General features: G+C 62.7%; 26 protein-coding genes. 12 read left to right on the top strand and 14 right to left on the bottom strand.

Annotated elements, in window-relative coordinates; genetic code table 11:
• Nucleotides 1-373 (bottom strand): TolC family protein (locus GTP46_RS27390; RefSeq protein WP_161009806.1); only part of this gene is annotated, 373 nt, incomplete at its 3' end.
• Between the two features lie 70 nt (nucleotides 374-443).
• Nucleotides 444-788 (bottom strand): DUF2946 family protein, encoded by a 345-nt coding sequence (locus GTP46_RS27395; RefSeq protein WP_161009807.1) that lies wholly within the window; start codon nucleotides 786-788, stop codon nucleotides 444-446.
• Between the two features lie 143 nt (nucleotides 789-931).
• On the opposite strand from GTP46_RS27395, the gene GTP46_RS27400 reads away from it, so the two are divergent.
• Nucleotides 932-2,875 (top strand): phosphatase PAP2 family protein, encoded by a 1,944-nt coding sequence (locus tag GTP46_RS27400; RefSeq protein ID WP_161009808.1) that lies wholly within the window; start codon nucleotides 932-934, stop codon nucleotides 2,873-2,875.
• 64 nt (nucleotides 2,876-2,939) lie between these two features.
• Nucleotides 2,940-3,527 (top strand): hypothetical protein, encoded by a 588-nt coding sequence (locus GTP46_RS27405; RefSeq protein WP_161009809.1) that lies wholly within the window; start codon nucleotides 2,940-2,942, stop codon nucleotides 3,525-3,527.
• Nucleotides 3,528-3,584: 57 nt separating this feature from the next.
• Here the strand turns inward: GTP46_RS27405 and GTP46_RS27410 are convergent, their stop codons facing one another.
• From GTP46_RS27410 to GTP46_RS27440, 7 genes are all read right to left on the bottom strand, one after another.
• The gene (locus tag GTP46_RS27410) at nucleotides 3,585-5,483 is read right to left on the bottom strand and encodes a family 2A encapsulin nanocompartment cargo protein cysteine desulfurase (protein ID WP_229259132.1); all 1,899 of its coding nucleotides are present in this window, start codon (nucleotides 5,481-5,483) and stop codon (nucleotides 3,585-3,587) included.
• Between the two features lie 72 nt (nucleotides 5,484-5,555).
• Nucleotides 5,556-6,488 carry a family 2A encapsulin nanocompartment shell protein gene (locus GTP46_RS27415; protein WP_161009810.1) on the bottom strand — a complete coding sequence of 311 codons (933 nt, stop codon included), beginning with the start codon at nucleotides 6,486-6,488 and terminating at the stop codon, nucleotides 5,556-5,558.
• Nucleotides 6,489-6,574: 86 nt separating this feature from the next.
• Nucleotides 6,575-6,844 carry a helix-turn-helix domain-containing protein gene (locus tag GTP46_RS27420; RefSeq protein WP_371869778.1) on the bottom strand — a complete coding sequence of 90 codons (270 nt, stop codon included), beginning with the start codon at nucleotides 6,842-6,844 and terminating at the stop codon, nucleotides 6,575-6,577.
• A 14-nt stretch (nucleotides 6,845-6,858) separates the two neighbouring features.
• Complete coding sequence (gene epsC, locus GTP46_RS27425) at nucleotides 6,859-7,788, bottom strand: serine O-acetyltransferase EpsC (RefSeq protein ID WP_161009811.1); 930 nt, start codon at nucleotides 7,786-7,788, stop codon at nucleotides 6,859-6,861.
• Between the two features lie 4 nt (nucleotides 7,789-7,792).
• Complete coding sequence (locus tag GTP46_RS27430) at nucleotides 7,793-8,227, bottom strand: rhodanese-like domain-containing protein (RefSeq protein ID WP_161009812.1); 435 nt, start codon at nucleotides 8,225-8,227, stop codon at nucleotides 7,793-7,795.
• Between the two features lie 206 nt (nucleotides 8,228-8,433).
• Nucleotides 8,434-10,569, bottom strand: a complete 2,136-nt coding sequence (locus tag GTP46_RS27435; protein ID WP_202414461.1) for a S53 family peptidase — start codon at nucleotides 10,567-10,569, stop codon at nucleotides 8,434-8,436.
• Between the two features lie 135 nt (nucleotides 10,570-10,704).
• Nucleotides 10,705-11,640: a LysR family transcriptional regulator gene (locus tag GTP46_RS27440; RefSeq protein WP_161009813.1), complete on the bottom strand. Its 936-nt coding sequence runs from the start codon at nucleotides 11,638-11,640 to the stop codon at nucleotides 10,705-10,707.
• Nucleotides 11,641-11,761: 121 nt separating this feature from the next.
• Between GTP46_RS27440 and GTP46_RS27445 the strand changes: the two genes are divergently transcribed.
• The 5 genes from GTP46_RS27445 to GTP46_RS27465 all read left to right on the top strand — a co-directional run bounded on the left by GTP46_RS27445 (nucleotide 11,762) and on the right by GTP46_RS27465 (nucleotide 15,011).
• Nucleotides 11,762-12,442 (top strand): type 1 glutamine amidotransferase domain-containing protein, encoded by a 681-nt coding sequence (locus GTP46_RS27445; protein ID WP_161009814.1) that lies wholly within the window; start codon nucleotides 11,762-11,764, stop codon nucleotides 12,440-12,442.
• Nucleotides 12,439-12,741: a putative quinol monooxygenase gene (locus tag GTP46_RS27450; RefSeq protein WP_161009815.1), complete on the top strand. Its 303-nt coding sequence runs from the start codon at nucleotides 12,439-12,441 to the stop codon at nucleotides 12,739-12,741. The genes GTP46_RS27445 and GTP46_RS27450 overlap by 4 nt, the downstream gene beginning before the upstream one ends.
• 42 nt (nucleotides 12,742-12,783) lie before the next feature.
• Nucleotides 12,784-13,743, top strand: coding sequence for a GlxA family transcriptional regulator (locus tag GTP46_RS27455; RefSeq protein WP_161009816.1), 960 nt, complete (start codon nucleotides 12,784-12,786; stop codon nucleotides 13,741-13,743).
• A 75-nt stretch (nucleotides 13,744-13,818) separates the two neighbouring features.
• Nucleotides 13,819-14,778, top strand: a complete 960-nt coding sequence (locus GTP46_RS27460; protein WP_161009817.1) for an SLAC1 anion channel family protein — start codon at nucleotides 13,819-13,821, stop codon at nucleotides 14,776-14,778.
• An 8-nt stretch (nucleotides 14,779-14,786) separates the two neighbouring features.
• Nucleotides 14,787-15,011 (top strand): DUF2783 domain-containing protein, encoded by a 225-nt coding sequence (locus GTP46_RS27465; protein WP_161009818.1) that lies wholly within the window; start codon nucleotides 14,787-14,789, stop codon nucleotides 15,009-15,011.
• Here GTP46_RS27465 and GTP46_RS27470 read toward each other — a convergent pair.
• From GTP46_RS27470 to GTP46_RS27480, 3 genes are all read right to left on the bottom strand, one after another.
• On the bottom strand, nucleotides 15,008-15,382 hold the full coding sequence (locus tag GTP46_RS27470) for an SdpI family protein (protein ID WP_161009819.1): 375 nt from the start codon (nucleotides 15,380-15,382) through the stop codon (nucleotides 15,008-15,010). The two genes, GTP46_RS27465 and GTP46_RS27470, sit on opposite strands and share 4 nt — an antisense overlap.
• A 5-nt stretch (nucleotides 15,383-15,387) precedes the next feature.
• Nucleotides 15,388-15,651, bottom strand: a complete 264-nt coding sequence (locus GTP46_RS27475; protein ID WP_161009820.1) for an autorepressor SdpR family transcription factor — start codon at nucleotides 15,649-15,651, stop codon at nucleotides 15,388-15,390.
• Nucleotides 15,652-15,759: 108 nt separating this feature from the next.
• Entirely contained in the window at nucleotides 15,760-16,515 is a 756-nt protein-coding gene (locus GTP46_RS27480) for an SDR family NAD(P)-dependent oxidoreductase (RefSeq protein ID WP_161009821.1), read from the bottom strand.
• Between the two features lie 159 nt (nucleotides 16,516-16,674).
• On the opposite strand from GTP46_RS27480, the gene GTP46_RS27485 reads away from it, so the two are divergent.
• Entirely contained in the window at nucleotides 16,675-17,631 is a 957-nt protein-coding gene (locus GTP46_RS27485; RefSeq protein WP_161009822.1) for a LysR family transcriptional regulator, read from the top strand.
• Nucleotides 17,632-17,670: 39 nt separating this feature from the next.
• Here the strand turns inward: GTP46_RS27485 and ssb are convergent, their stop codons facing one another.
• Entirely contained in the window at nucleotides 17,671-18,192 is a 522-nt protein-coding gene (gene ssb / locus GTP46_RS27490; RefSeq protein WP_161009823.1) for a single-stranded DNA-binding protein, read from the bottom strand.
• A gap of 213 nt (nucleotides 18,193-18,405) precedes the next feature.
• Here ssb and uvrA point away from each other — a divergent pair, with 213 nt between their 5' ends.
• Genes uvrA through GTP46_RS27505 form a run of 3 tightly spaced genes read left to right on the top strand, consistent with a single transcriptional unit; the run spans nucleotide 18,406 to nucleotide 23,056 of the window.
• The gene (uvrA, locus tag GTP46_RS27495; protein ID WP_161009824.1) at nucleotides 18,406-21,252 is read left to right on the top strand and encodes an excinuclease ABC subunit UvrA; all 2,847 of its coding nucleotides are present in this window, start codon (nucleotides 18,406-18,408) and stop codon (nucleotides 21,250-21,252) included.
• Between the two features lie 23 nt (nucleotides 21,253-21,275).
• Nucleotides 21,276-22,172 carry an AraC family transcriptional regulator gene (locus GTP46_RS27500; RefSeq protein ID WP_161009825.1) on the top strand — a complete coding sequence of 299 codons (897 nt, stop codon included), beginning with the start codon at nucleotides 21,276-21,278 and terminating at the stop codon, nucleotides 22,170-22,172.
• On the top strand, nucleotides 22,169-23,056 hold the full coding sequence (locus tag GTP46_RS27505; protein WP_161009826.1) for a hypothetical protein: 888 nt from the start codon (nucleotides 22,169-22,171) through the stop codon (nucleotides 23,054-23,056). Before GTP46_RS27500 ends, GTP46_RS27505 begins: the two co-directional genes overlap by 4 nt.
• Here the strand turns inward: GTP46_RS27505 and GTP46_RS27510 are convergent.
• Nucleotides 23,004-24,806, bottom strand: coding sequence for a DUF885 domain-containing protein (locus GTP46_RS27510; protein WP_161009827.1), 1,803 nt, complete (start codon nucleotides 24,804-24,806; stop codon nucleotides 23,004-23,006). The genes GTP46_RS27505 and GTP46_RS27510 overlap by 53 nt on opposite strands.
• 192 nt (nucleotides 24,807-24,998) lie before the next feature.
• On the opposite strand from GTP46_RS27510, the gene GTP46_RS27515 reads away from it, so the two are divergent.
• Complete coding sequence (locus GTP46_RS27515; protein ID WP_161009828.1) at nucleotides 24,999-26,435, top strand: aldehyde dehydrogenase family protein; 1,437 nt, start codon at nucleotides 24,999-25,001, stop codon at nucleotides 26,433-26,435.
• Nucleotides 26,436-26,517 lie beyond the last annotated feature (82 nt).

The raw sequence follows: 26,517 nt of genomic DNA on the forward strand, positions 1-26,517 counted from the left end.
TCTCGGCGCGCAACTCGGCGCGTCGCTGCGCCAGCAACGCCACTGCACCATCACGCCCGCGCTGCGCCGCCTGCACGCGCGCCGCGCGCTGGCCGCCCAGCTCCAGCGGCTGGCTTAGTAACACCGTGGTTTCGCGGCTGGCGCGCCGCGTATCGACACGCTCCACCGACAGAGAAGGATTGGGCAATACGCCGGCCTGCTGTACCGCGCCGTCCAGCGCCAGCACCTCATGCCGCGCCGCCGCCAGGGCGGGATTGCCCTCATCCGCCAGCGCCAGCGCTGCGGGCAGCGTCAAGGGCACGGACGGTTCAACACCGGCCTGCGCGCACGCAGGCCATGCCGCTATCCATAGCGGCAGAATAAATTTGTACATCGAATACTCCAGTGAAGTGGATATTCGACGAGACGTGACAGGGGAAAAAGCGTATCAGGCCTCGCCGCGCTCAGGCGCGGCGGGACCAGTTGGGCCGAGGCGGCCCGTCGGCAATGTAGGAGTGATAGTGCAGCGCGCCCGGCGGCGCATACACGGCAACCGGCGTAGCCGCCAGCACGGCGTCGCCCACCGGCACCGAGGCTTGCACCGCATGGTGGCAGACCTCGCAATCGCCATGCTTGGCTTGCTTGCTCTTGGTGGTGCCGTCGTCGTCCGACTGCGCCTGGTGCGCATGGCCATGGTGGCCAAAGTGGGTGACCTTGCTCGGCTCATGCTGGCAATAGACGGCCGCCATCGACCAGGAATACTGGATCGGCAAGATCGTCAACAACAGAATGAGCAGGAGTTTTTTCACGCACCTATTGTAGCAGCCATATTGTTTTGACATACCGGCATACTATTTTCGACTGGAAGCGTTGCCAGCGATTTTGCGTAATCAACATGTCATACGACCTCTTTACCCTTGGGCATTTTTTCAACTACCCACGGTAAACCACCATGTATCCATTGCGTCCCCACCTGCTGGCCCTGAGCGTTGCACTGGCCCTGAGCGCCTGCGGCTCGAATACTGAAGACCAGGCCGTCGTGATCCCGGCCGCGCCGGCCGACCAGGGCGCGGCCGACACCGCCGCCGTACCAAGCGCCACCGCCTTTGTCGACACCGTCGCCACCAACCAGCGCGGCGACGCCCGCTACGCCACGCTGGACACCAATGCCGCCGTGCGTCTCCTGGGCGGCTTCCTCAACGTCTGGAAACCGCTGACGCAAATCGTCGACGCCGGCGTGACCGCGCCTGCCAATGGCAGCTTCCCGGCCGTGGTCGCATCGACCTGGACCGGCGTACCGGGCGACGGCAGCCCGGACGGCACCGTGGTCAACGCCGCCGTGCACCAGGCCAATATCGACTACGTGGTGAAAGCCACCAGCGGCCGCACGGCCGACCAAGCCGTGCAAGCGTACCTGGACGACCGCCGTGGCAAGGGCTACAGCATCACCGACGGTATGGGCCCGTTGACCGCCGCGTGGCGCAGCGCCGCCCAGCAAACCACCACCATCACCAGCGTGGCGGCCGACGCTACCACGGTGCTGTACAACGACGGCGGCAACAACACCGGCGTCGGCGGCACGGCCAACGCCAACTTCGGCAGCGTGGTCGACCTGGTCAACCTGGTCGGCAACAACGCCTCCACCGAACCGGCCAAGCGCTTCTACAAATACGCCCGTCCGTACCGCTGGAGCAGCAGCGTGGTACTGCTGCCGGCGCTGGTGCCGGCCAAGAGCACGACCCCGGCCACCGATGGCGGCTACACCAGCGGCCACACGGCCGAAGCCGTGCGCGACGCCGTGGCCATGGCCTACGCGGTACCGGAACGGTTCCAGGAAATGCTGAGCCGCGGCCTGGAGCTGGGCGAATCGCGCATCCTGGCCGGCATGCACTCGCCGCTGGACGTGGTCAGCGGCCGCATGCTGGGCACCGCCAGCGCCGCCGCCAACCTGGCCGACGCCGCCAACGCGGCCAAGAAAGCCGCCGCCGTCACGCAGGCGCACAGCGCGCTGATGGCCGCCACCGGCACCACTGCCGACACCTTTGCCACCTACGCGCAATCGGGCACGGTGGCCAACGACCGCTTTGCCGACTACGCCACCAACAAGGCCAACTACCTGCGCCGCAGCACCTTCGGCTTCGCCCAGATTGCGGCCACCAACGCTGCCGCCGCCGTGCCGAAAGGCGCCGAAGTGCTGCTGGAAACGCGCCAGCCTTACCTGAGCGACGCCCAGCGCCGCGTGGTACTGAAAACCACCGCGCTGGCGTCCGGCTATCCGGTGATGGACGACGCCGAGGGCTGGGGCCGACTGAACCTGTTTGCCGCTGCCGACGGCTACGGCGCCTTCACGGGCAACGTCACCATCGCCATGGACGCCAGCAAGGGCGGCTTCAACGCGGTCGACCGCTGGCGCAACGACATCAGCGGCGCGGGCAAGCTGGTCAAGCAAGGCACGGGCACGCTGAAACTGGCCGGCGCCAACAGCTGGACCGGCGGCACCGAGCTGACCGCCGGCACCCTGCAAGGCGACTCGGTGTCGGCGTTTGGCGCGGGCGACGTCTACAACAGCGGCGGCACCCTGGTAGCCAACGCTCCGGCCGCGCTCAAGCTGGCCGGCAAGTACACCCAGCTGAGTGGTAGCACCATCCTGGAACTGGACCTGGGCGGCGCTGCAGCCGGCAGCGCCGGTAGCCTGACGGTGACGGGCGTGGCCACCATCGGCGGCGGCACGCTGCGCATCAAGTTCGCCAACGGCTACAAGCCGAAAGCGGGCGAGGTGCTGAACGTGATCACGGCGGGCAGCCTGAAGGGCAAGTTCAACAGCATCACGGTGGATGGCTTCAGCACGGTGACGCCAGCCTACAGCAGCACCGGCCTGACGCTGACGCTGGGCTAAGCAGGTGATGCAAGCGCGGCGGCACGCGGTATGATGGCGACATCGTTCCCTTGCCGACCGCGCCATGAACCAGCCTGAACTCGATCTCTTCAACGACAAGCTCGACGCGCACGCGCGCGAGGTCGAGCGTTTTCACGGCGAAGTGGCCAACGTCACGCGCCAGATCGCCAACTGCGACAAGCTGGTACGGCTGGCCAATGCCGGCCTGAGCCAGATCGACAGCAAGATTGCGGAAGCCGTACGGCTCGGCGCCGAAGCGCAGCTGCAGACCGATGCGGCCGGCGCCCAAGCGGCGCAAGCAGCCACCGTCGCCACGCAGGCGGCAGTCAGTGAAATGGTAGGAAGCGTGAAGGAAGCCACGGCGGCAGCGCGCCAGACCAGCCTGTCGCTCAACCTGCTGCAATTCAAGACCGGCAGCTGGATCGCCATCTACACCGTGCTAGTGTTGCTGTGCTGCCTGGCGACCGGTTTCATCACCAGCTGGGCGCTGCGCGGCAATGCGCTGACGCCGGAGCAAGCCCAGTACATCGAGCTGGGCAAAGCGCACGAAGCCCTGCTGGCCAACGCCAGCGACAAAGAACTCAAACAAATCACCGCCATCCGCAATCGACCCGGGGTCAGTTCTGCCAATCGCACACGAACGCAGCCGTAGCGGCTGCTACGGTCGCGCCCGTGTCTGAATGGCAGAACTGACCCCGGGTTTTAGCGCTCAGACTGTGCTACGCTGTGCCGCCAACTTGCGTACCACGGCAATCATGCGGTCGATTTCGTCGTAGGTGTTGTAGAACGCCAGCGACGGCCGTACCGTGGTTTCGACGCCAAAGCGGCGCAGGATCGGTTGCGCGCAATGGTGGCCGGTGCGCACGGCGATGCCTTCTTCGTTGAGCGCCTTGCCGACTTCCTCGGTACTGTAGCCCGCCAGCACGAAGGACATCACGCTGGCCTTGTCGGCCGCCGTGCCGATCAGGCGCACGCCTTTGATCTGCTTGAGCTGCGCCGTGCCATACACCAGCAACTCATGCTCGTAGCGCGCGATGTTTTCGATGCCGATGCGGTTGACGTAGTCGATCGCCGCGCCCAAGCCGACCGCATCGGCAATATTGCCGGTGCCAGCTTCGAACTTGTTGGGAATCGGCTGGAACACGGTTTTTTCAAACGTGACGTCGGCAATCATATTACCGCCGCCCTGCCATGGCGGCATGTCTTCCAGCACTTCGCGCTTGCCCCACACCACGCCGATGCCGGTCGGACCGAACACTTTGTGGCCGGAGAAAACGAAGAAGTCGGCACCCAGCTCCTGCACGTCGGTGCGCATGTGCGAGACCGATTGCGCGCCATCGACCAGCGTTTTGGCGCCGGCACGGTGCGCCAGTTCGACGATCTCCTTGATCGGCGTGACCGTGCCCAGTGCGTTCGAGACTTGCGTCACGGCGACGATCTTGGTGCGGTCGTTGAGCAGCTTGCGGTATTCATCCAGCAGGATCTGGCCACTATCATCGACCGGAATCACGCGCAGCTTGGCGCCCTTGGCGGCCGCCAATTGCTGCCACGGTACGATGTTGGCGTGGTGCTCCAGATTCGAGACGATGATCTCGTCACCCTCGCCCACGTGCTGCCCGCCCCAGCTCTTGGCCACCAGGTTGATAGCTTCGGTGGTGCCGCGCACGAAGATGACTTCGTTCACATCCGGCGCATTGATGAAGCGCTTGACGCGTTCGCGTGCGCCTTCATAGGCATCGGTGGCGCGCGCCGCCAGTTCGTGCGCGGCGCGGTGGATGTTGGAGTTCTCGTGCGCGTAGAAGTAGCTGATGCGGTCGATCACCGACTGCGGTTTATGCGTGGTGGCGGCATTGTCGAACCACACCAGCTGGCGGCCGTTGACGCGCTCCTGCAAGATCGGAAAGTCGCGCCGCACGGCATTGACGTCGAACGCTGGATGGCGGTCGCCGCCGGCCAGCGGCACGGTGGCATGCGGCTGCGGCTTGGCTGGCGTGACGTAGCCGCTTGGCAGTACCACGGCGTCGACAAAGTAGTACTGTGGATTGCTAGCCGGCGCGGCTGGCGCCGGGGATGCCGGTGCCGAAGCACCGCCCGGAATGCCAGTGGCGACCGGCGCACTCAGCCCCGGCGCTGCCGCAGACGGCACGGCGGACGGCAACAGGCTGGCTTCCGGTACGCGCAGTTCCGAGCTTGGCAAACCGGCGCCAGGCTGGCCATAGCGCTCGCTGAGGAAGTAGTAGGGACCAGCATCGGCTGACGGCGCCGAGGCGCCTGCTGCTTCTGGCACGCCCAGCACGGCGCTGCCGCTGCGCGGCTCGTAAGCCGGCGCGCTGCTGTACAGTTTATCGGGCACGCCATTGCCCGCTTGCGCAGCCGGCGCCAGCGCTGGCGCGCGGTTGCCCAGCGATAGCACCTGGGTCGGCGAGGCCGGGATCAAATTGGTGCCCGGCAGCTGCCCTTGCGGGATCGGCGTACCCGGCACACCGGGGCCGATACCGGCCGGGCTGGCCAGCGGCGAACCAGCTGGCGCGATATTGCCCGGCGCTTGCACGCCGTGCACGCCCAAGGGCGTACTGAACGGCGCAGCGCTGAACAACTCATTGGCCAGCCGCGCCAGCGCCGCCGTGTCGAACGGCGCGCCGTCCGGCAAAGTTGGAGAAGGAAGGCTCACGGCGCGTCCTTATTTGTAGGTGTCAGGATAGTCGTGGTATTTGCCGATTTCGACATCGTCCAGCACCGCCAGCGCGTCCGGGGTCAGCACGGCCAGCGAGCAGTACAACGAAATCAGGTAGGACGAAATCGCGTGGTTGTTGATGCCCATGAAACGCACCGACAGGCCCGGGCTCTGCTCGCCTGGCAGGCCAGGCTGGAACAGGCCGACCACGCCCTGGCGCTTGTCGCCCACGCGCAGCAGGATGATCTTGGATTTGCCATCGGCCACCGGCACTTTGTCCGACGGGATCAACGGGATGCCGCGCCAGGTGATGAACTGCGAACCGAACAGGCTGATGGTTGGCGGCGGCGTGCCGCGGCGGGTGGCTTCGCGGCCGAAGGCGGCGATTGCCAGCGGGTGGGTCAGGAAGAAGGCAGGCTCTTTCCACACCTTGGTCAGCAGTTCGTCGAGATCGTCCGGCGTCGGCGCACCGGTCAGCGGGAAGATGCGCTGCTCATCGGTTACTTGCGCCAGCAGGCCGTAATCCGGGTTGTTGATCAGCTCGGATTCCTGGTTTTCCTTGATGGTCTCGATGGTCAGGCGCAGCTGTTCCTTGATCTGGTCGTGCGGGCTGCTGTACAGGTCGGATACGCGGGTGTGGACGTCCAGGATGGTCGAGACGGCGTTCAGGAAAAACTCGCGCGGATTTTCTTCGTAATCAACGAAGGTGCGCGGCAGCTGGTTTTCTTCTTCGCGGGCGGTGCAAGTGACCTTGATCGATTCCGGGTTCTTTACCTGATTGAGACGGTAAATACCGGCTTCCACCGGCACCCATTGCAGCAAATGGGTCAGCCAACGCGGGCTGATGGTCGAGAGCTGCGGTGCAGTCTTGGTTGCGTTTGCTAATTGCCGTGCGGCGTTATCGCCCAGCGCGGTGGTACCACCTACAGTTGCCGACATCGTGACTCCAATCCAGTTTGGTTAAGAAGAAAATCGCATAAGCTAGTTTGCAGAATGCATAACGTTTATTCAACAGGCTATAGCCATCAAGCGGGCGGGACCGGCGCAGTGGCGCGCTGCGCTTCGCCGTGGGTCAGCAGCGCGGACGGCGTCAGCTGCAAGGCGGCGGCCAGTTTTTCCACTGTCACCAGCGAGGCAATCACCACGCCGCGCTCGATCTCGCCGATGTAGGAGCGGTTCAGGTTGGAATGCTCGGCCAGCCGCTCTTGCGACCAGCCTTGCGCCTCGCGCAGCTGGCGCACGCCGAGGCCGAAGCCCTGCACCAGCGTGCCCGGCACGCCTGATATGGCTGGCACAACCGGCGCCGCGTTCACGAAGCACCTATGCCGTTGGCCAGCGCACCTTCGCGCGACTCGGCTTGCGCCACCCGGCCGCCGGCCGGCACATCGTGCGTGAGCCAGACATTGCCGCCGATGACGGCGCCCTTGCCCAAGGTGATGCGGCCGAGGATGGTGGCGCCGGCGTAGATCACCACGTCGTCTTCCACCACCGGATGGCGCGGCCAGCCTTTTTGCAGATTGCCCTCGGCGTCGGTGGGGAAGCGCTTGGCGCCCAGTGTGACGGCCTGGTAAACGCGCACCCGTTCGCCGATGACGGCGGTCTCACCGATCACCACGCCGGTGCCATGGTCGATGAAGAAGCCAGCGCCGATGGTCGCGCCGGGATGGATGTCGATGCCGGTGGCGCTGTGCGCCAGCTCGGCGACAATGCGCGCCAGCAGCGGCAGGCCCAGCACGTAAAGCTGGTGCGCCAGGCGGTAGTGAATCATGGCCAACACGCCCGGATAGCAGAGCAGCACTTCATCGACACTGCGTGCGGCCGGGTCGCCTTGATAGGCGGCCAGCACGTCGCTGTCGAGCAGGGAGCGGATCTCGGGCAGGGCGGCGGCAAAGCGGCGCACGGCGGCCAGCGCTTCTTCCTCGACCGGGCGGCCGACTTCGCTTTGCAATGAGGCGTTGTAGGCCAGCTCGCGCTTCACCTGGTGCAGCAAGGCGTGCAGGGCGGCGTCGAGCGCGTGGGCGACGTGGAAGTTTTCGCTTTCCTGGCGCAGGTCGGGCGGGCCGAGACGCATCGGGAACAGCACCCCTTTGAGGCTGTCGATGATGGAGGCCAGCGCATCGCGCGAAGGGAATTCGCGGTTGCCCGCTTCGCTGTTGCGGCGCTGGCTTTGGGCTTGGCGCCAGTGGTGGCGCGCGTCGTGCAGGGCTTGCACGACACCGGTGATATCGAAGGTCGCCATGGGCTTAGTCCTGGACCCAAGGCAAGCCGCGGAAACGCCAGCCGTCGTCCTTGCCGCGCTGCTGTTGCGCGTCGATCTCGCCTTCGAAACCTTCCAGCACATTGAATACGTTGACCAGACCGGCCTTGGCAGCCGCTTCCGCCGCCAGCAGCGAGCGCTTGCCGCTGCGGCACAGCAGCAGGGCGACGGCTTCCTTGCCGCCGATCTTGGCTTCGAGTTCGCGGGCGAAACGGGGATTGCGGGTCAGGGCGGTGCCGGTGGCCCAAGGCACGTGCAGGCTGTCGGGGACATGGCCGACGAATTTGCGTTCCTCGGCGGTGCGCACATCGACCAGCAGCGCCTGGCCGCTGGTGAATAATTCCCACGCCACGGCAGGCGGCACGCCGCCAGCATGGGCGTCTGCCAGTTGCGGCGGTAGATCAAGGACTGCTTCCGACATGGTGCACCTTTGTGAGTTGATGGCGATAGACGCCAGCATACGTTTCGTCAAACTTAAACAAAACGAATAAAAACAACTTCACAAAGGTGGAAACCGTATATGCAACTCCGGGGTCAGGTCCCCCATTTCTACACGGTCTCAACCGTAGCCTGCTTCAAGGCTGAGAGCGTGTAGAAATGGGGGACCTGACCCCTGACCCCGGATTTTTAGCGGGCGGTGATGGTGACTGGAATGCTGGCGGCGCTGCTGGCGCCGCTGCTGTCGGTGGCGGTCAGTTTCAGCGTGTAGCTGCCAGTCACCGGCGCGGCCCACGTCACCACCACATTCATACCGCTGACGGTGAACATCATGCCCAGCGGCGCGCCGCTGATGCTGAGCGTGACGTTGCCGCTGGTGCTGACCTTGACGCCGATGGCGCCCACCAGCGGACGGCCGGCCACGCCGGTCAGCGCGGTAGCGGTGATGACTGGCGGCGTGCTGCTGGTTTTGGTGGTGGTTGTGGTGGTACTGCCGGCGGCAATCACCACGCTGTACACGCCTTGCCCGCTCAGGCCGTTGACGCTGTCCTTGGCGGTGACGGCGACGCTGTAAGTGCCGGCCACCGGCGTCGCCCAGCTGACCACGCCGGCGCTGCTGATGCTCATGCCAGACGGCGCGCCCGACAGGCTGTAGCTCACCGCATTGCTGGCCGTGACCGAGACGGTGAAGCTGAGCGCAGTGCCCACTTTGCCGCTGACGGTGGCGGCGCTGACCACTGGCGCGGTCTGCACAGTCAGGCCAGACAGGGTCGACAGCAACGAGGCGCTGTTCGGCGTGCCGAGGCCGGTGGCCTGGTCGTAGCCGACCTCGCCACTGCAAGCGCTGCAGCTGCCGTGGCTGCCTTTGGTGATGTCGGCAAATGCGCTGGCATAGGTGCCGGCCACGGTGGAGATGTTGGTGTACAGCGCGGCGTGTGGCGCGGCCAGCGCGGCCTTGCCGTTGACGGCACGCAGCGCGTTGGCCACGGCCACCAGGCCGGCCCACTGCGGCGTCGCCAGGCTGGTGCCGCCGACGCTGGTCCATTTGACGGTGCTGCTGCCGGAGGCGATCACGGCCACGTACTGGCCGCTGTTCGGATCGGCGTTGAAGGCAACGTCGGCCACGGTACGGCGCACTGCTGTGCCCATGCCCGGTACGGCCGTGCTCTGGTAGCTCGGGGTTGCCACGTACTGGCTGACGCCGCCGCCCGTGCTAGACCACACCACTTCCGAACGCGCGCCGGAACCGCTGTAGGTCAGCGTGGTGCCGCCCACTGCCAGCACCTTGGCCGAAGACGACGGCCACGACACGCCGGCGCCGGAGTCGCCGGTGGCGGCCAGGTAGCTCATGTTGGCCACGCCGAACACGCTGTCGGCGCTGCTCAGGCTGCTGGTCTCGCTACCGCCAAAGCTCATCGAGACGATGCCGGGGCCGAGGTTGTTGGCCAGGCGCACACCGCCCAGCAGGTTGTCGTAACTGGCGCTGGCCGTTTCAATCAGCACGATGCGCGCCAGCGGTGCGGTGGCGTGCGCCCATTGCACGTCCAGCGCGATTTCGGTGGCCCAGCCGGAGTCATACGATGGCGCCGAGCTGGTCATGCCGCCGGACGAGGTGCTGTAGACGATGGACAATTCGCAAGCGCTCGACGAAGCGGTCGCCAGCGGCAGGCTGGCGGTGGTGGCGATGGTCTTGGTGGTGCAGGTCGGCAGGCTGAACTTGCTGTTGAAGGCGGCCAGTTCTGCGGCCACGTTCGGGTTGTGCTGGGCGTCGACGATGTAGATGGTCTGGCCCGCCCCCAGCTGCGCCGCTTGCGCGATGCTCAGGCCGGTGAAGCTGGCCGGCAGGGTCGGCAAGCCGTAGGCAGCGCGGATTTGCGCCGGGGTGTAGGTGACCACGGTGCTGGTGGTGGCCAGCGGCGTGGCCGACGAGGTGTCGGCATCAGCATCGGTGCTGGCAACGCGGTTGGCTTGCACCGAGCGCAGCGCATCGACCGTCAGACGGCGCGTCTCAAGGCGGCGAAATTGCGAGGGCACGGTTTGGGTGTGCACGGTGGCCGATGGTGCGGCACCGGCAACGGCATCGGCCGGCGCTTCCAGCAGCACCGGCGCCATGTGGTAGGACGGCTGCGCGTATTGCTGCGCTTCGGCCGCCGGCAGCGCGCCGTCGTCCAGTTGCAGGATGGTGCTGGCGGTGGCCAGCGGCGCCGCCAGCGTGGTGCTGGCCGTGCTGGCCGTTTCAGTGCTGCCACCGCAGGCGCTCAGCAGCGCGGCGATGCAAGTCAGTGGTAATGCCAGGAGGCGGCCGGAGCGGGAAAAGTATTGCATGGCAATCTTTCGGGGAATTGGGGAAGAGGCCAATAGATACTAACAAATTTCCACACGGAAATGTATTACGAATCGGTCAGGGACGCCGGAAATCACGTAAAAACAGGTAAAGAAAAACTGGAACCGTTTCGATCATTAATCTTCGGGAATTGTTTCTGGACGAGACTGCAATATTGCCTCGGCCTGCGCGTGCTCGAGCAGGAAATCGCGCAACAAACGGGCGCTCGGTCCGATACGTTGCGAGTGCACCAGGAAAATTTCCAGCGGCGCCGTTTCAGCCTGCGGCAGCACGCGCACCAGTTCGCCCGCCGCCAGCAATGACGCCGCATCGTAGGCTGGCAGGCGGGCGATGCCGTCGCCGGCCAGCACGAAGGCCAGCCGCGCGGCGGCGCTATCGGTAGCGACGTCGCCTTTCACCGGCACTTGCAGCTCCTTGCCGTCAATGCGCACGGTGGCGGCGCGCTGGGTCGGCGGATACAGCACCCAGCGGTGCTGCGCCAGTTCCTCAATCGAAGCCGGCGCACGGTGCCGCCGCAGGTAGGCCGGCGCCGCGCACAGCATGGTCGGCTCGCGCACCAGCCGCCGCGCTACCAGCGAGGAATCGGCCAGCGGCCCGGCGCGCACCGCCAGCTCGATGCCGTGCTGCACCAGGTCGACATTGGCGTCATTCATCGCCACGTGCAGGCGAATGGCCGGGTAGCGGCGGCGGAACGCCAGCAGTGCCGGCATGATGCGCTTGCTGCCGAAGTGGTGCGAGCAAGTGATGCGCACTTCGCCGCGCGGCTCGGCGCGCAGCAGCTCCATGCCGCGTATGCCGTCGTTGGCCTCGTCCAGCAAGCGCTCGCAGTGCACGCGGAAAGCTTCGCCGGCCGGCGTCAGGCTGAAGCTGCGCGTGCTGCGCTGGGCCAGCGGCACGCCCAGCTTGGCTTCCAGGGCGCGGATGTGGTGGCTGACCACGGCACGCGTCAGGCCCAGCGCGCGGGCGGCGGCGGCGAAACTGCCGCTGCGTACCACGGTGGCAAACACCGCCATCGCGCGCAGTTCATCGAGGATGGGAGACGGATCGCTCATGATTGTATTAATTTGTTTGACATTGAGTCATGTTAGCAGCATCTACTGGTGTGCGATTTAACGGCCTATATTGAGCACATGCCCGGTACGAAAGGGCCCACTCAAAAATCAGGAGCTAGCCATGAACACCAAACATGTACTGTTTATTTTGACAAACGCAGCCGAGATCGGCCCAAACAAACGCGCCACCGGCTATTTCTTCCCTGAAGTCGCCCACCCGGTTGAAGTGTTCGACCACGCCGGCATCGCGGTGGAATACGCCTCGCCGCTGGGTGGCGCGATTCCGGAAGATGGCTACGACGCCAACGACCCAGCCCAGCTGGCGTTCCGCAACAGCGCCGCGCTGCGCCGCCTGAACCACAGCCGCAAGCTGTCGGAAGTGGATGTGCGCGACTACGACGCCATTTTCTTCCCCGGCGGCCTGGGCCCGATGGTGGACATCGCGGTTGATCCTGATGTGAAGCGCGCCGTGCTGGCGGCATGGGAAGCGGGCAAGATTGTGGCCGCCGTCTGCCATGGCCCGGCCGCCTTCCTCGGCGTCAAACTGGAAGACGGCACGCCGCTGGTGCATGGCCGCAAGCTGACCTCCTTCTCCAATGACGAAGAAGCCGGCTACGCCCAGGCCGACGTGCCGTTCGCACTGGAAACCGCGCTGCGCGCTGAAGGCGCCGAGTATGCCTCGGCCGATGTGTGGCAGGAAAAAGTGGTGGTCGACGGCCGTTTGATGACCGGCCAGAACCCGGCCTCGGGCGGCCCGCTGGCAAAAGAAATCGTCAAGGCGCTGCAAGGGGAAGCAGCATGAGCGCCGCCGCTGATGTAATCACCGTGGTGGCACGCTGGCGCCCGGCTGAAGGCAAGCTGGGCGACGTGCTGGCCATCCTGGCGGAAATGCGGCCGCAGACCCTGGCCGAACCGGGCTGCCTCGGCTACGAGGTCTACCGGGGCGTCGACCAGCCGCACCAGTTACTACTGCTGGAGCACTACGCCGGCGAAGCCGCACTGGAAGCCCACCGCCAGTCCGCGCACTACCAGTCGCTGGTCGTGGGCTGCGCCGTGCCGCTGCTGGCCGAGCGTCAGGTGGCGCTACTGCAAGCACGCTGAGTATGCTACTTTGTTGCCCTGAGATACAGAGACAGGCAAACAATGAAGCTCACCTTGGTGGTACTGGATGGGGTGCAGGCGCTGGACGTGGCCGGCCCCCTCGACGTGTTCGCGGAAGCCAACCGCTTCCTGCCCAAGCAGGATCACTACGAGATCACGCTGGTCGGCGGACGCGCTGACGGCGTGATGTGCTCCAGCGGCATGGAATTCAAGGTGCACCACGATTATCTGAACTACGCGGTCGACGGCGAACTGCTGCTGGTAGCCGGCGGCCCGCGCTATCCGGAGTACCGGCCGGAACCGGCCTTCTCCCAATGGCTCAGCCAGCGCGCATATGGCGCGCGCCGCGTTGGCGCAGTCTGCAATGGCGTGTTCCTGCTCGGTCACGCCGGCTTGCTGGTTGGCCGTGAAATCACCACCCACTGGGACCATGCGCAACGCCTGTCCGAGCAGTTCCCCGGCACGCATGTGCGGCCCGACAAAATCTTCGTCCGCGACGGCAACCTGTTCACCTGCGGCGGCGTCACCGCCGGCATCGACCTGTGCCTGGCGCTGATTGCCGAGGACTGGGGCCATGACCTGGCGATGAAGGTGGCCAAGCAGCTGATCGTCTACATCCGCCGCGATGGCGGCCAGTCGCAATATAGTCCCTACCTGGCGGTGGGCCCGGATGAAGACTCGCTGGTGGCGCGCGTGCTGAAATACGTGACCGACCACATCAGCGACGACCTCAGCATCGAAGAGATTGCCGACGCGGTCGGCATCAGCCGCCGCACTTTTTCACGTGCGTTTGCCAAGCATGCACAGGTGACGCCGTCGGTGTTTGTCGATCAGGTGCGGATTGATTTTGCCCGCAAGCTGCTGGAAGAAACCGATGTCCCCCTGAAAACCGTGGCCTTCCGCTGCGGCTTTCACAACGCCACGCGGATGCGCATGATCTTCTCGCGCCAGCTGCACACCACGCCGAAACAGTACCGCGAGCGGTTTCGGGACAAGCAGTAGCGGTTTTGGGTCACGCCGCGCACGGCAGCAAACTACTGCGGCAGAATTCCTGCATCGACCTTCAAAGGAATCATCATGGAATCTGCCCTCCCTTCGGCCCGCTACCTGCCGGTCAGCCTGTTCGGATCAGTCATGAGCGTGGCCGGCCTGGCGCTCGCATGGCGGCTGGCCAGCAAATATTATGGCGCCGACATCGCAGTATCGAACGGCATAGGCCTCGCTGCGCTGGCGTTGTTTGCGCTGCTGGCCTTGTCCTATCTGGGCAAGCTGCTGCGCTACCCGGAACTGGTGCGGCAGGAATTTACACACCCGGTAATCGGCAGTTTCTTTGGCACGGTGGGCATCAGCATCTTGCTGCTGTCGAGCGTGATCGGCAGCTATAACGCGACCGCGCAGCTGGTGGTGTGGAGCATCGGCACGGTGACCACGCTGGCGCTCAGCGTGATCATGATTTCGCGCCTGCTCAACGGCAGCGCGGCGCCGGCCAGCGTGGTGCCGGCCTGGCTGATTGCCGGTGTCGGCAGCCTCGATATCGTGGTCACCGGCGGCGCGCTGAAAACCGAATGGACGCATGAGGTCAACCTGCTGGCGGCAGCGGTCGGCGGCGTCAGTGCCATTGTGTTTTTTGTGCTGATTTTCTCGCGCCTGATTCATCACGAACCATTGGCTGCGCCGATGCGGCCATCCAAGATGATCCTGGTGGCGCCGTTTGCGGTGGGCTTCATCGCCTACGTCAACCTGGTACAAAAAGTGGATATGTTTGCAGCGCTGCTGTTCTACTTCGGGCTGTTCCTGTTCGTGATTGTCGCGTGGCGGCTGGCGACACAACCGGCGCCGTTCTCGCCGGCGTGGTGGGCGATCGGCTTTCCGCTGGCAGCGCTGGCCAACTCCGCGCTGATCTACGCCGATGCGGTGGGCGGCGTGGTGCTGGGCCTAATCGCCTTCCTGCTGCTGGTGCTGCTGACCGTGGCGATTCTCGGCCTGGCCCTGCGCACGCTGTACGCCCTGTGCACCGGCCGCTTCCTGACCGCATGAGGCGGCGCATGAATACCCAACTTTATCTGCACCAGAATCTCGACGACTTCGACGATTTCTACGACATGCTGACCGACTCGCACCACGACCTCGACGAAGCCCAGAGCAAAATGCTGGACGCGCAACTGGTGCTACTGCTGGCCAACCATATCGGCGACCTCAACGTCCTGCGCCAGGCTTTCGCGCGGGCGCGGGTGACGGTAGAGCAGGCCATGCCCACGCCCGGTGCTTAAGCAGCGTTGGCCTTGGTGCGCAGCAGGAAGCAATAGCCTATCGTCAGCGCGATGCCGGTGATGATGGCGGCACAACCGCCCGTCACCGCCACCGGGATGGGCGCGAAAGCCCATAAGCCGGCGTAGATCAAACCGCTCAACGCCATCGACCAACCACCCACGCGCCGCACCTTGCGCGCCCATGCGTACGGCACAAAAGCCTTGGGCATGCGGTTGCCGAACCAGGCCACCATCAGGCCGATCATGCTGGTGACCAGCCGCGTCACCGTGTCGGGGTCCAGATAGCCGTGTTCACGCGCGTACCGGCCGCACAGCGCCACCACCAGAATGCCAACGCCCCAGCCGAGGCTGCCTACGACTTCCTTGTTCATCGCGGTTACTCCTTTTCAGCAAACGATTGGACGAAGCCCAGCAGCGCGTCTTCCAGCACCGTCAGCTTCAGGTGATACATCACGGACTTGCCGGCCTTCTCGGCGTGCACCAAGTCGGCCTCTTTCAGGATGGCGAAATGCGCCGACATGGTCGGCTTGGAAACGTTGAACTGATCACTGAGCTCGCCCGCACTCATCGGCCCTGCGCGCAGCAGTTGCAACACCCGGCGACGGGTCGGATCGGACAGGGCTTTGAATACTTGGCTCATGATGTGATAATTAGCTAAATATCGAAATGTGTCAAGTAAAACACGATAATGATGCTCCTGTTGGATAGGAGGAGTGGCCCGTGCGGCCACTCCAGTTGATGGTGCGGATTACACTTGCGCCATGCCGCCATCCACGCTGAGATCGATGCCGGCAACGAAGCTGCTCTCATCCGACGCGAGGAACAAGGCAGCAGCGGCGACTTCTTCTGGACGCCCCATGCGGCCGAGCGGGATCATGGTCGAGAACAGGCTGCGCAACTGATCGGCGCCGGCCTTGTCGCTGGCCTGGCTGTCGATGATCGGCGTGTCGACCGGGCCGGGACTCAGCGTGTTGACGCGGATGCCACGTTCCTTCAGTTCCACCGTCCAGGTCCGTGCAAACGAGCGCACCGCTGCCTTGCTGGCGCTGTAGGTGCCATAGCCCGGCATTCCCTTGACCGAGGCAATCGACGCTGTCAGCACAATGGAGCCGCCTTTGCCCATCAATGGCAAAGCTTTTTGCACCGTGAACAGCAAGCCCTTGGCATTGATATCGAAGGTCTTGTCGTAGTGCTCGTTTGTGACGTCGGCAATGCCGGTCGGATCAACCACGCCCGAGTTTGCCACCAGAACGTCCACCAGTCCTTTGCTGGCCTTGATCGTGGCGTACAAGTGGTCCAGGTCAGCCAGATTGCTGACATCGCCCTGCACAGCGGTCACGTTGGATCCGATCAGCTCGACGGCCTTGTCCAGCTCGGTCTGACGGCGGCCGGTGATGAAGACATACGCGCCTTCCGCAACGAAACGCTGCGCGGTTGCCAAACCGATGCCGCTGCTGCCCCCCGTAATGACTGCGATTTTACCTTCCAGTTGAAGCTTGCCCATGTTGTGGCTCCTGTTGAATAAATTGATAAAACTGGCGAGCCGGTTTTCCGCTGCACCATGACCAGCAGTATCAAGACCTCGGCAGGGATTGATAAGTCCATCGCGTCGTATAATACTCATTCCTCAAAAGCATGAATTAGCGCATTTTGGAGTGATTTAATGGACCGTTTTCTTTTGATGCATTGCTATGTGCGTGCGGTGGAAACCGGCAGTTTTTCCGCGGTCGCGCGCGAGCTGAGTACGGGCCAGCCCAACATCAGCCGCAACATCGCGGCGCTGGAACAGCATTTGGGCACGCGCTTGCTGCACCGCTCCACTCGCAAGCTGACGCCTACGCCGGAGGGCGAGCGCTATTACGCCGAGGTGCGCCGCGTACTGGATGCGGCCGAGGAAGCGGATGCCAATGCGCGCGGCGAGGGCAAGCCAGGCGGACTGCTGCGGGTCAGTTGTTCAACCTTGCTGGGCCGCGAGCATTTGTTGCCGCACATAGGCGCGTTGCTGGGCCGCTATCCCAGCATTGAACTGGACCTGCAACTTAGCGACCGTTATATCGATCTGGTGGAGGGAGGCGTCGATCTGGCAATACGGATCGGCACACTGGAGGACAGCGCGCTGCGGGCGCGGCGCATCGGCATGTCCGAGCGCGTCTGCGTCGCCAGTAACGCCTATCTGGCGCGGCGCGCGGCGCCACAGACGCCGGCCGACCTGCACCAGCATAACTGCATCGTCTACACCTTGATGAACTCCGGCATCAGCTGGCGTTTCCGTGAAGGCGAAGTGCCAGTACACGGCAGTTTTCGCTCAAATACGCTTGACGGCGTGTACCGTGCCGTCATGGACGGACTGGGTATCGGCTACGGACCACAGTGGATGTTTGAACGCGAAATACTTGATGGCAGCGTGAAGATGCTGATGGCGGAGCACTATCCGCCAGCCGTACCGATTAACATCATTTATTCAACGCATCGCCTGTTGCCTCGGCGTGCCGTTGTGTTCATGGACTTCATCGCAGAGGTTTTCGGCCGCGATCCAACCATGCAGGAAGGCGCATTGGCGCGTTTGAGTGAGCGCTTAACGAAGACGAACAATAAGAAAAAACGCCTTGCAAATCAATAATTTGCAAGGCGTAGTTTACTTCTAATGTCTAACTAGATCTCAAAATGGAATGTCGTCATCCATGTCCGAGAAGTTCGGCGCTGGACGTGGTGCCGGACGTGGTGCTGGTGCCGGTGCCGCCATTTGTGGACGCGGGGCTGGAGCCTGGCGCTGTGGTGGGGCTTCGTAGCCACCGCCGCCGCCGCCGTAGCTGGCGCCGTCATCCATGTTGTCGCCGCCCATGCCAGCGCGACCGCCCAGCATTTGCATGTTTTCAGCGATGATGTCGGTGGCGTATTTCTCGACGCCGTCTTTGTCGGTGTACTTGCGGGTCTGCAGGCGGCCTTCGACGTAGACCGACGAACCTTTTTTCAGATACTGGCCAACGATTTCAGCCAGACGGCCGAAGAAGGAAATACGGTGCCACTCGGTCAGCTCTTTCTGCTCGCCGGTGTTGCGGTCTTTCGATTTGTACGATGTCGCCACAGCAATGTTGGCGATCGCATCACCGCTAGGCATGTAGCGAATTTCCGGATCGCGACCCAGATTGCCGACGATGATAACTTTGTTGACTGATGCCATATGAATAAGACTCCTGAGTAACGACCTCCGCCATCTGTACGGCGGTTTGCGAAATGCTAAACAAGGAATTATAGTCCACGCCAAGTTGAAACGGCGCAAGAAAATACTGGTATTATATACAGTGTCATACCTTGCACATCATGATCTGGCGCAAGGTCGGCGCATATATCCAAACCCGGCTATAGTAACGGGTTGACTCTAAAGGCCAAATCCATGGAACAGATCCGCATCCGCGGCGCACGCACGCACAACCTGAAAAACATCAATCTCGATCTGCCGCGCAACAAGCTGATCGTGATTACCGGCTTGTCCGGCTCCGGCAAATCGTCGCTGGCGTTTGACACGCTGTATGCGGAAGGCCAGCGCCGCTATGTGGAATCGCTGTCGGCCTACGCGCGCCAGTTCCTGCAACTGATGGAGAAGCCGGATGTGGACCTGATCGAAGGCCTGTCGCCGGCCATCTCGATCGAGCAGAAAGCCACTTCGCACAACCCGCGTTCGACCGTCGGCACCGTGACCGAAATCCACGATTATCTGCGTCTGCTGTACGCGCGCGTCGGCACGCCTTACTGCATCAACCACCCGGACCAGGCGCTGGCAGCGCAAACGGTGTCGCAGATGGTGGACGCCGTGCTGGCCCTGCCGCAGGACACCAAGCTGATGATCCTCGCGCCAGTCGTGGCCAACCGCAAGGGCGAGCACGTCGATCTGTTCGAGGCGATGCAGGCGCAGGGCTTCGTGCGCTTCCGCGTACAAAGCGGCACGCATGACGCCAAAATCTACGAAGTAGAAGATCTGCCGAAACTGAAGAAAACCGAGAAGCACACCATCGACGTGGTGATCGACCGCGTCAAAGTCAACGCCGAGATCAAACAGCGCCTGGCCGAGAGCTTTGAAACCGCGCTGCGCCTGGCCGATGGCCGCGCCGTCGCGTACGAGATGGATAGCGGCACACAGCACGTCTACTCCAACAAGTTCGCCTGCAACACCTGCGGCTATTCGCTGCAAGAGCTGGAGCCGCGCCTGTTCTCGTTCAATAACCCGATGGGCGCCTGCCCGGAGTGCGACGGCCTCGGTCACATTGAGTTCTTCGATCCGAAGCGCATCGTCGCCTTCCCTAACCTGTCGCTGGCCTCCGGCGCAGTGAAGGGGTGGGATCGCCGCAACCAGTTCTACTTCCAGATGCTGTCCAACCTGGCGGCCTTCTACGAATTCGACCTGGACCTGCCGTTCGAACAGCTGCCAAAGGCATCGCAGGAAGTGATCCTGCACGGCTCGGGCAAAACTAACATCCCGTTCACCTACATCAATGAGCGCGGCCGCACGGTGGTCAAGGAGCACGCGTTTGAAGGCGTGGTCACCAACCTCGCGCGCCGCTACCGCGAAACCGATTCGATGGCGGTGAAAGAGGAACTGGCGAAGTTCATCAACGAGAAGAAGTGCCCGTCGTGCGAAGGCGCGCGCCTGCGCGTGGAAGCGCGTTACGTGAAGGTCGGCAGCGGCAAGCAGGAACGCGCTATCTACGAGATCGCCGAGAAGCCGCTGCGCGAGACGCTGTCCTTCTTCGAGCAACTGAAACTCAAAGGCGCGAAAAAAGAAATCGCCGACCGCGTGGTGAAAGAGATCATCTCGCGCCTGCAGTTCCTGAACAACGTCGGTCTTGATTACCTGTCGCTGGACCGCAGCGCCGACACCTTGTCCGGCGGCGAAGCGCAGCGTATCCGTTTGGCCTCGCAAATCGGCTCCGGCCTGACCGGCGTGATGTACGTGCTGGATGAACCGTCGATCGGCCTGCACCAGCGCGACAACGACCGCCTGATCGAAACACTGAAGCACCTGCGCGATATCGGCAACAGCGTGCTGGTCGTGGAGCACGATGAAGACGCGATCCGCACCGCCGACTACATCGTCGACATGGGCCAGGGCGCGGGTGTGCATGGCGGCGACGTGATCGCGGCCGGCTCGCTGAAGGACATCCTGAAGAATAAAAAATCGCTGACCGCGCAGTACCTCAACGGCTCGCTGAAAATCGAAGTGCCGAAGAAGCGCCACGTGGCCGATCCGGACAAGCAGCTGGTGATCACCGGCGCCACCGGCAATAACCTGAAGAAGGTCAACCTCAAGCTGCCGGTCGGCCTGATGACCTGCGTGACCGGCGTTTCCGGTTCCGGCAAATCGACACTGATTAACGACACGCTGTACCCGGCCCTGTCGCGCCACCTGTATGGATCGCAGACCGAGCCTGCGCCGCACGACACCATCAGCGGCCTGGAACACTTCGACAAGGTGATTTCAGTCGACCAGGCGCCGATCGGCCGCACGCCGCGTTCGAATCCTGCGACCTACACCGGTTTGTTCACGCCGATCCGCGATTTGTTTGCCACCGTGCCAACCGCGAAAGAGCGCGGCTACAGTGCCGGCCGATTCTCGTTCAACGTCAAGGGCGGCCGCTGCGAGGCTTGCCAGGGCGATGGCGTGATCAAGGTCGAGATGCACTTCCTGCCGGACGTCTACGTGCCGTGCGACGTTTGCCACGGCAAGCGCTATAACCGCGAGACGCTGGAAGTGCAGTACAAGGGCAAGAACATCACCGAGATCCTCGACATGACGGTGGAAGACGCGCACGAGTTCTTCAAGCCGGTGCCGCTGATCGCACGCAAGCTGCATACGCTGTTAGACGTGGGCCTCGGCTACATCAAGCTGGGTCAGAGCGCGACTACGCTGTCGGGCGGCGAGGCGCAGCGCGTCAAGCTGTCGCTGGAACTGTCCAAGCGCGACACCGGCCGCACGCTGTACATCCTGGACGAGCCGACTACCGGTCTGCACTTCCACGATATCGACCTGCTGCTGAAAGTGATCCACCGCCTGCGCGACCAAGGCAACACGCTGGTCATCATTGAGCACAATCTCGATGTGATCAAGACTGCCGACTGGATCGTCGACCTGGGTCCGGAAGGCGGTGCTGGCGGCGGCAAGATCATCGCCAGCGGCTCGCCGGAGGAAGTGGCGGCTAACGCGGCCAGCGTCACCGGCAAATACCTGGTGCCGCTGCTGAAGTAATCATGAAGCGGGATAGCGGAATAATGCGCGCCCTCACCCACATCGATCACATGATCGATATCGTCCAGCAGCATGCGCTGGACGAGCAGCGGGTGGGAACGAGTATCCCCTTCCTGTCGCTGCTGCGTTCTTCCCATCCCACGCCCGTGACCAAGGGCGTGCTCAAACCTTCGTGCTGCGTGATCCTGCAAGGCCACAAGCGCGTGCACCTCGCCGACGAAGTGCTCGACTACGGCCCCGGTGAATATCTTGTGGTATCGGTCGACATGCCAGCCTCCGGCCACATCGTCCGCGCCACCGCCGACAAGCCCTACCTGCTGCTCAACATCGAACTCGATCCGCAAGAAATCGCGGCCATTGTGATGGAGGCGCAAGTCGCCATCGATACTCAAGAGCCGGTGCGCGGCGACTATGTCGGCCAGACTGACGACGCTTTGCAGGAGACCTTATACCAGCTGGTGCGCTTGCTACAGGCGCCGCCGGCGGAAGCAGCCTTCCTCGCTGTCGGCCTGAAACGCGAAATCATCTACCGCATGCTGACCGGCGCCTATGGCCGCCAGCTGTACCAGAACATTGTGCTCGACCAGCAGGACCGCGGCATCAGCAAAGCCATCGCTTGGCTCAAGGAACGCTACGACCAGACGGTGAAAGTAGAAGACCTTGCGCACGCCACCAACATGAGCGTCTCCAGCCTGCACCACCGTTTCAAGGCGGTGACCACGATGGGGCCGATGCAGTATCAAAAGCAGTTGCGGCTGCAGCAAGCGCGCGCCCTGCTGCTGGGCGGCGAGATAGACGCCACCACGGCCGCCTACCAAGTTGGCTACGAAAGCGCCTCGCAATTCAGCCGCGAATACCGCCGCCTGTTCGGCGCACCGCCGATGCAGGACATCAAAAAACTTCGACCCACGCCACCATGAAAATCGAGAAGAAACGCTTGCTGCCATTGGGTATCGTACTGTTCGTGCTGGCCATCGCCGCACTGATGGCGGATAAGTCGTGGTCGGAGAAACAGCAGCAGCTGGAGTTGATCACCAGCTTCTACAAAGATCATCTGGCGCGGCCGGAGACGCGGCAAGCGAGCCAGCTGCCGGCTGGTTCCTTCTATTCCACCGAACTGGAAGCGCTGGTCGATGCCAACCTGCAGCTGTGCGACAGCTTGTCGCGCGGCGACGATATCTGCGGCTATGGCGCCGATGGCGACGTGTTCCTCGATACGCAGGAAGTATCGCCGACGCTGGACTTCGAGCGTTCGCATTTCAACGTGGTGCGTTCGGGCGAGAACACGGTGGAAGCCAGTTTCAACATCTATCCGGACATGGGCTCCGCGTACGATCGCCACATCCGCTACGTGCTGGTGCAAGAAGACAGCGGCTGGCGCGTGGATGACATGCTGTACGCCGATGGACGTTCAATGCGGCAGGAACTCCAGCGCGAAAACGAAGCTGTACTGGCGCGCGCACGCGACCTGTCCGATGCGGCAGGCTGGGTGTTCAACTATTTGGGGAATGAGGACATGCTGGACCGCGCGGTGCGCTTCATTGCCTTCCCGGTGCAGGTGTGCGACCAGTACGGCGCATGCGCCGCCATGAAGCGCGACGATCAGCGCCTGTTGCAGGCGCTGGGTGCTCTGGCCGATAGCGGCGCCGGCACGGCCGTGCTACCCAAACCGGGCGAAGTCACGGCCAGTGAAGGCAAGGCCGTTGCAGTCAACGCCCTCGACTTCACTTTCCAAAACAAGGCCTGGTGGATTACGAAGATTGACTTGCGACGCGCTTCTTCTCCGACGCCACCCAATCCTTGATATGCGTCTCCAGCACGTCCATCGGCAACGCGCCTGCGCCTAATACCTGGTCGTGGAATTTGCGGATGTCGAAGCCGGCGCCCAGTTCCTTGCGGGCGTAGTCACGCAGTTCGAGAATCTTCAGCTGGCCGATCTTGTAGCCCAGCGCCTGGCCAGGCCAGACGATGTAGCGGTCAGTCTCGCTCTGCACTTCTACTTCTTCGGTGCCCGAGTGATCGTGGAAGAAGTCCACTACCTGCTGGCGGTTCCACTTCTTGTAATGCAGGCCGGTATCCACCACCAGGCGGATCGCGCGCAGCATCTCATCCTGCAAATGGCCGTAGTAACTGTATGGGTCTTTGTAGAAGCCCAGCTCCTCGCCGAGGCGTTCCGAGTACAGCGCCCAGCCTTCCACATACGCCGTGTAGCCGCCTTGCTGGCGGAAGTCCGGCAGGCCCTGGATCTCCTGCGCGATGGTCAGCTGCATGTGGTGACCCGGCACGCCTTCATGCAGCGCGGTGGTTTCGATGCTGATGGTGGAGCGGTGTTCGAAGTCGCCAGTATTCACCTGCACGCGGCCAGGGCGCTTGCCATCTGCGGAACCTGGCATGTAAGCCGCACCGGACGCGCCCTTCTCGGCGAATTCTTCGACCGGCTTGATCTCCAGCTTATTCTTCGGCAGCACGCCGAATTGGTTCGGCAGCTGCGGGTACATCTGGTCGGTGTACTTCTGATAGAGATCGAGGATCTCCTGGCGTGATTTCGGATGCAGCGCCGGGTTGTCGGCCACCGCTTTGTTGAACGATTTCAGGTCGCTGTAGCCCAGCTTTTTCGCAGTCTCCAGCATCTGGACTTCGATGCGCGCCACTTCAGACAGGCCCAGTTGGTGGATCTGCTCCGGCGTCATGTCGGTGGTGGTGGACGACTTGACCTTAAAGGTGTAGCGCGCACCGCCATCCGGCAGCGACCACATACCCACGTCCTTGCGGCCGTAAGGCTGGTACTTGGTCTTGGCGTAGACGGCCAGTTTTTTGTAGGCCGGATTGACGTCGTTCTTGACTGCCGCCAGGATCTCCTTGCTCAGGCGCGCCTTGTCGGCCGCCGAGAAGTCTTTCGGGAAGCGTTTAAGCGGCTCGGCGAATGGCGAATCGGCCGGTTTCATCGCCGCCACGTCGTCGCACTGTTTGACGATTTTCGGAATCAGGAACTGCGGCGGCATCAGCTTGTCCTTGACGCCGTTTTCCATTTGCACGCGGGTCTGGTCGAACAGTTTCGGCAGCGTGTGCAGGCGCTTGATGTAGTCCTCGTAATCCTTCACCGTTTCAAATGGCAGCAGCGGCACGATTTGCGGGGTGTCGAGGTGCACGCCGGAGTTCTGCGCCAGCGGCATCTCCCATTCCTTGAAGCGAGCGCCGTCCACGCTCTGGTGCAGCTGGCGCAGCATCAATTCCCGGTTCAGCTGCTCCTGCAGCGGGAAGCCGGTGGTGTCCACCGCTTCGAAGCGCTTGAGGAAATCGGCGCTGGCCTTGATGTCGGCGTCGATGCCGGCTTGCGAGAAGTCGGACCATTGGTCGTTGTAGCGCTTATCGCCCAGCAGCGAGGCCCATTCCGGGCTGCTGCGCATTGTGTAGTCCCACTGCTCTTTAATCAGCTGGTTCAGGGTCGCACGGCGCGCTTCCAGGTCGGGAGCGGCGGTGTCGGCATGGGCCACGCCCAGGATCAGGGTGAACAACAAGGCGCTAGCAGCGCCGATACGGGTAGTCGTTGTCATGATGGCCTATCGTTATAAAAATGTTGAGGCTGCACTGTAGCGCCGCGCAACGCAAGGCGCGGCGGAAATGTGACGAAATGCTAAAACTTCGGCATGGATTGCAGAATCAGGCAACTCTGCGGCAGGAATCGCACTGATGCGCCGGCGCGCCGATTTCTAGAATGGCTCCATCAACCTACCAAGGAGCCTGTCATGCACACCATCGAGCACATCTACATCAATGGCCAGTTCGTCACCCCGCACGGCGAGGAGATGTTCGACCTGATCAATCCAACCACCGGCCAGCGCGACGGCCAGGTGCGCCTCGGCGACGCCGAAGACGTCCAACGCGCAGTCGCCGCCGCCAAAGCCGCCTTCCCGGCGTTCTCGCGCAGCAGCCTGGCTGAGCGCGGCGCAATCTTGCAACGTTTGCATGACGCGGTGCTGGCCCGCGCCGACGACGCGGCTGCCGCATTGGTCGACGAATACGGCGGCCCATTGCCTACCAGCATAGGCCGCTCGCGCTACACGGCCAAGATGTTTTTAGATGTTAAAAAGGTAATGGATGCGCATGCGTTTGTGAAAACCGTGAACACAGCCACGGTGGTGCTGGAGCCAGTGGGCGTGGTCGGCATCATCACGCCGTGGAATTCCAGCGCCTGGTTTATCGCCAACAAAGTCGCCACCGCGATTGCGGCCGGCTGCACGGTGGTGGTCAAACCGAGCGAGCTGAGCGCGCGCCAAAACCAGATTCTGACCGAATGTTTCCATGCGGCACAGTTGCCGCCGGGCGTGGTAAACATCGTCAACGGCCGCGGTGAGGTGGTGGGAGCGGCGCTGAGCACGCATCAGGACATTAACAAAATTTCATTCACCGGCTCCACCCCAGTCGGCAAGAGTATCGCCCGCCTCGGCGTCGATACCATGAAACGGATAACGCTGGAATTAGGCGGCAAAAGCGCCAATGTTATTCTCGACGATGCAGATTTTGAAAAAGCCATTCCAACCGCGATTCAAGCAGCATTTATGAATAATGGTCAGGCTTGTATTGTCGGTTCGCGCCTGCTGGTGCCGGAGCATAAACTGGCATTGGTAAAACAATTGGCCAAAGCTGCCGTGGAATCGATCGTCGTGGGCGATCCACACCGCGCTGAAGTTTCTATCGGCCCGCTGGTTAATCAAAAACAATTTGAACGCGTGCAGAAATATATTCAAATTGGAATGGATGAAGGTGCGGAATTGCTGGCCGGTGGGATTGGAAAACCATTCGGATTGGAGTCTGGTTATTTCGTGAAGCCGACAGTATTTATTAACGTCACCAACGATATGACGATTGCGCGTGAAGAGATATTCGGACCGGTGCTTTCGATCATCACGTATAAAACCGAGGAAGAAGCGATTCAGATTGCCAACGATACGCCATATGGTTTGCAAGCGTATATCAGCTCCACTAATCTTGATCGCGCCAACCGGATCGCCCGTGAGTTACTCGCCGGCCGGGTGCATATTAATGGCATTCACGACGACCTGGTAGCTCCCTTTGGCGGCTTCAAGCAATCCGGTATCGGTCGGGAGTTTGGCCCGTACGGACTGGACAGCTACCTCGAACCGAAGGCTGTTTTGGGCGTGGAAGCGCAATATCCCCGCTAAGTTATGCCAAGAATTAGCATGTAAAGGCCAAATTCCGGCATGACGCGCCTCAGTAGTAGGTCAGATCCTCATTCGAGGCGGG

It is taken from the genome of Duganella flavida (genome assembly GCF_009857445.1).
In the GTDB taxonomy this organism is placed as follows: Bacteria; Pseudomonadota; Gammaproteobacteria; order Burkholderiales; family Burkholderiaceae_D; genus Rugamonas; species Rugamonas flavida.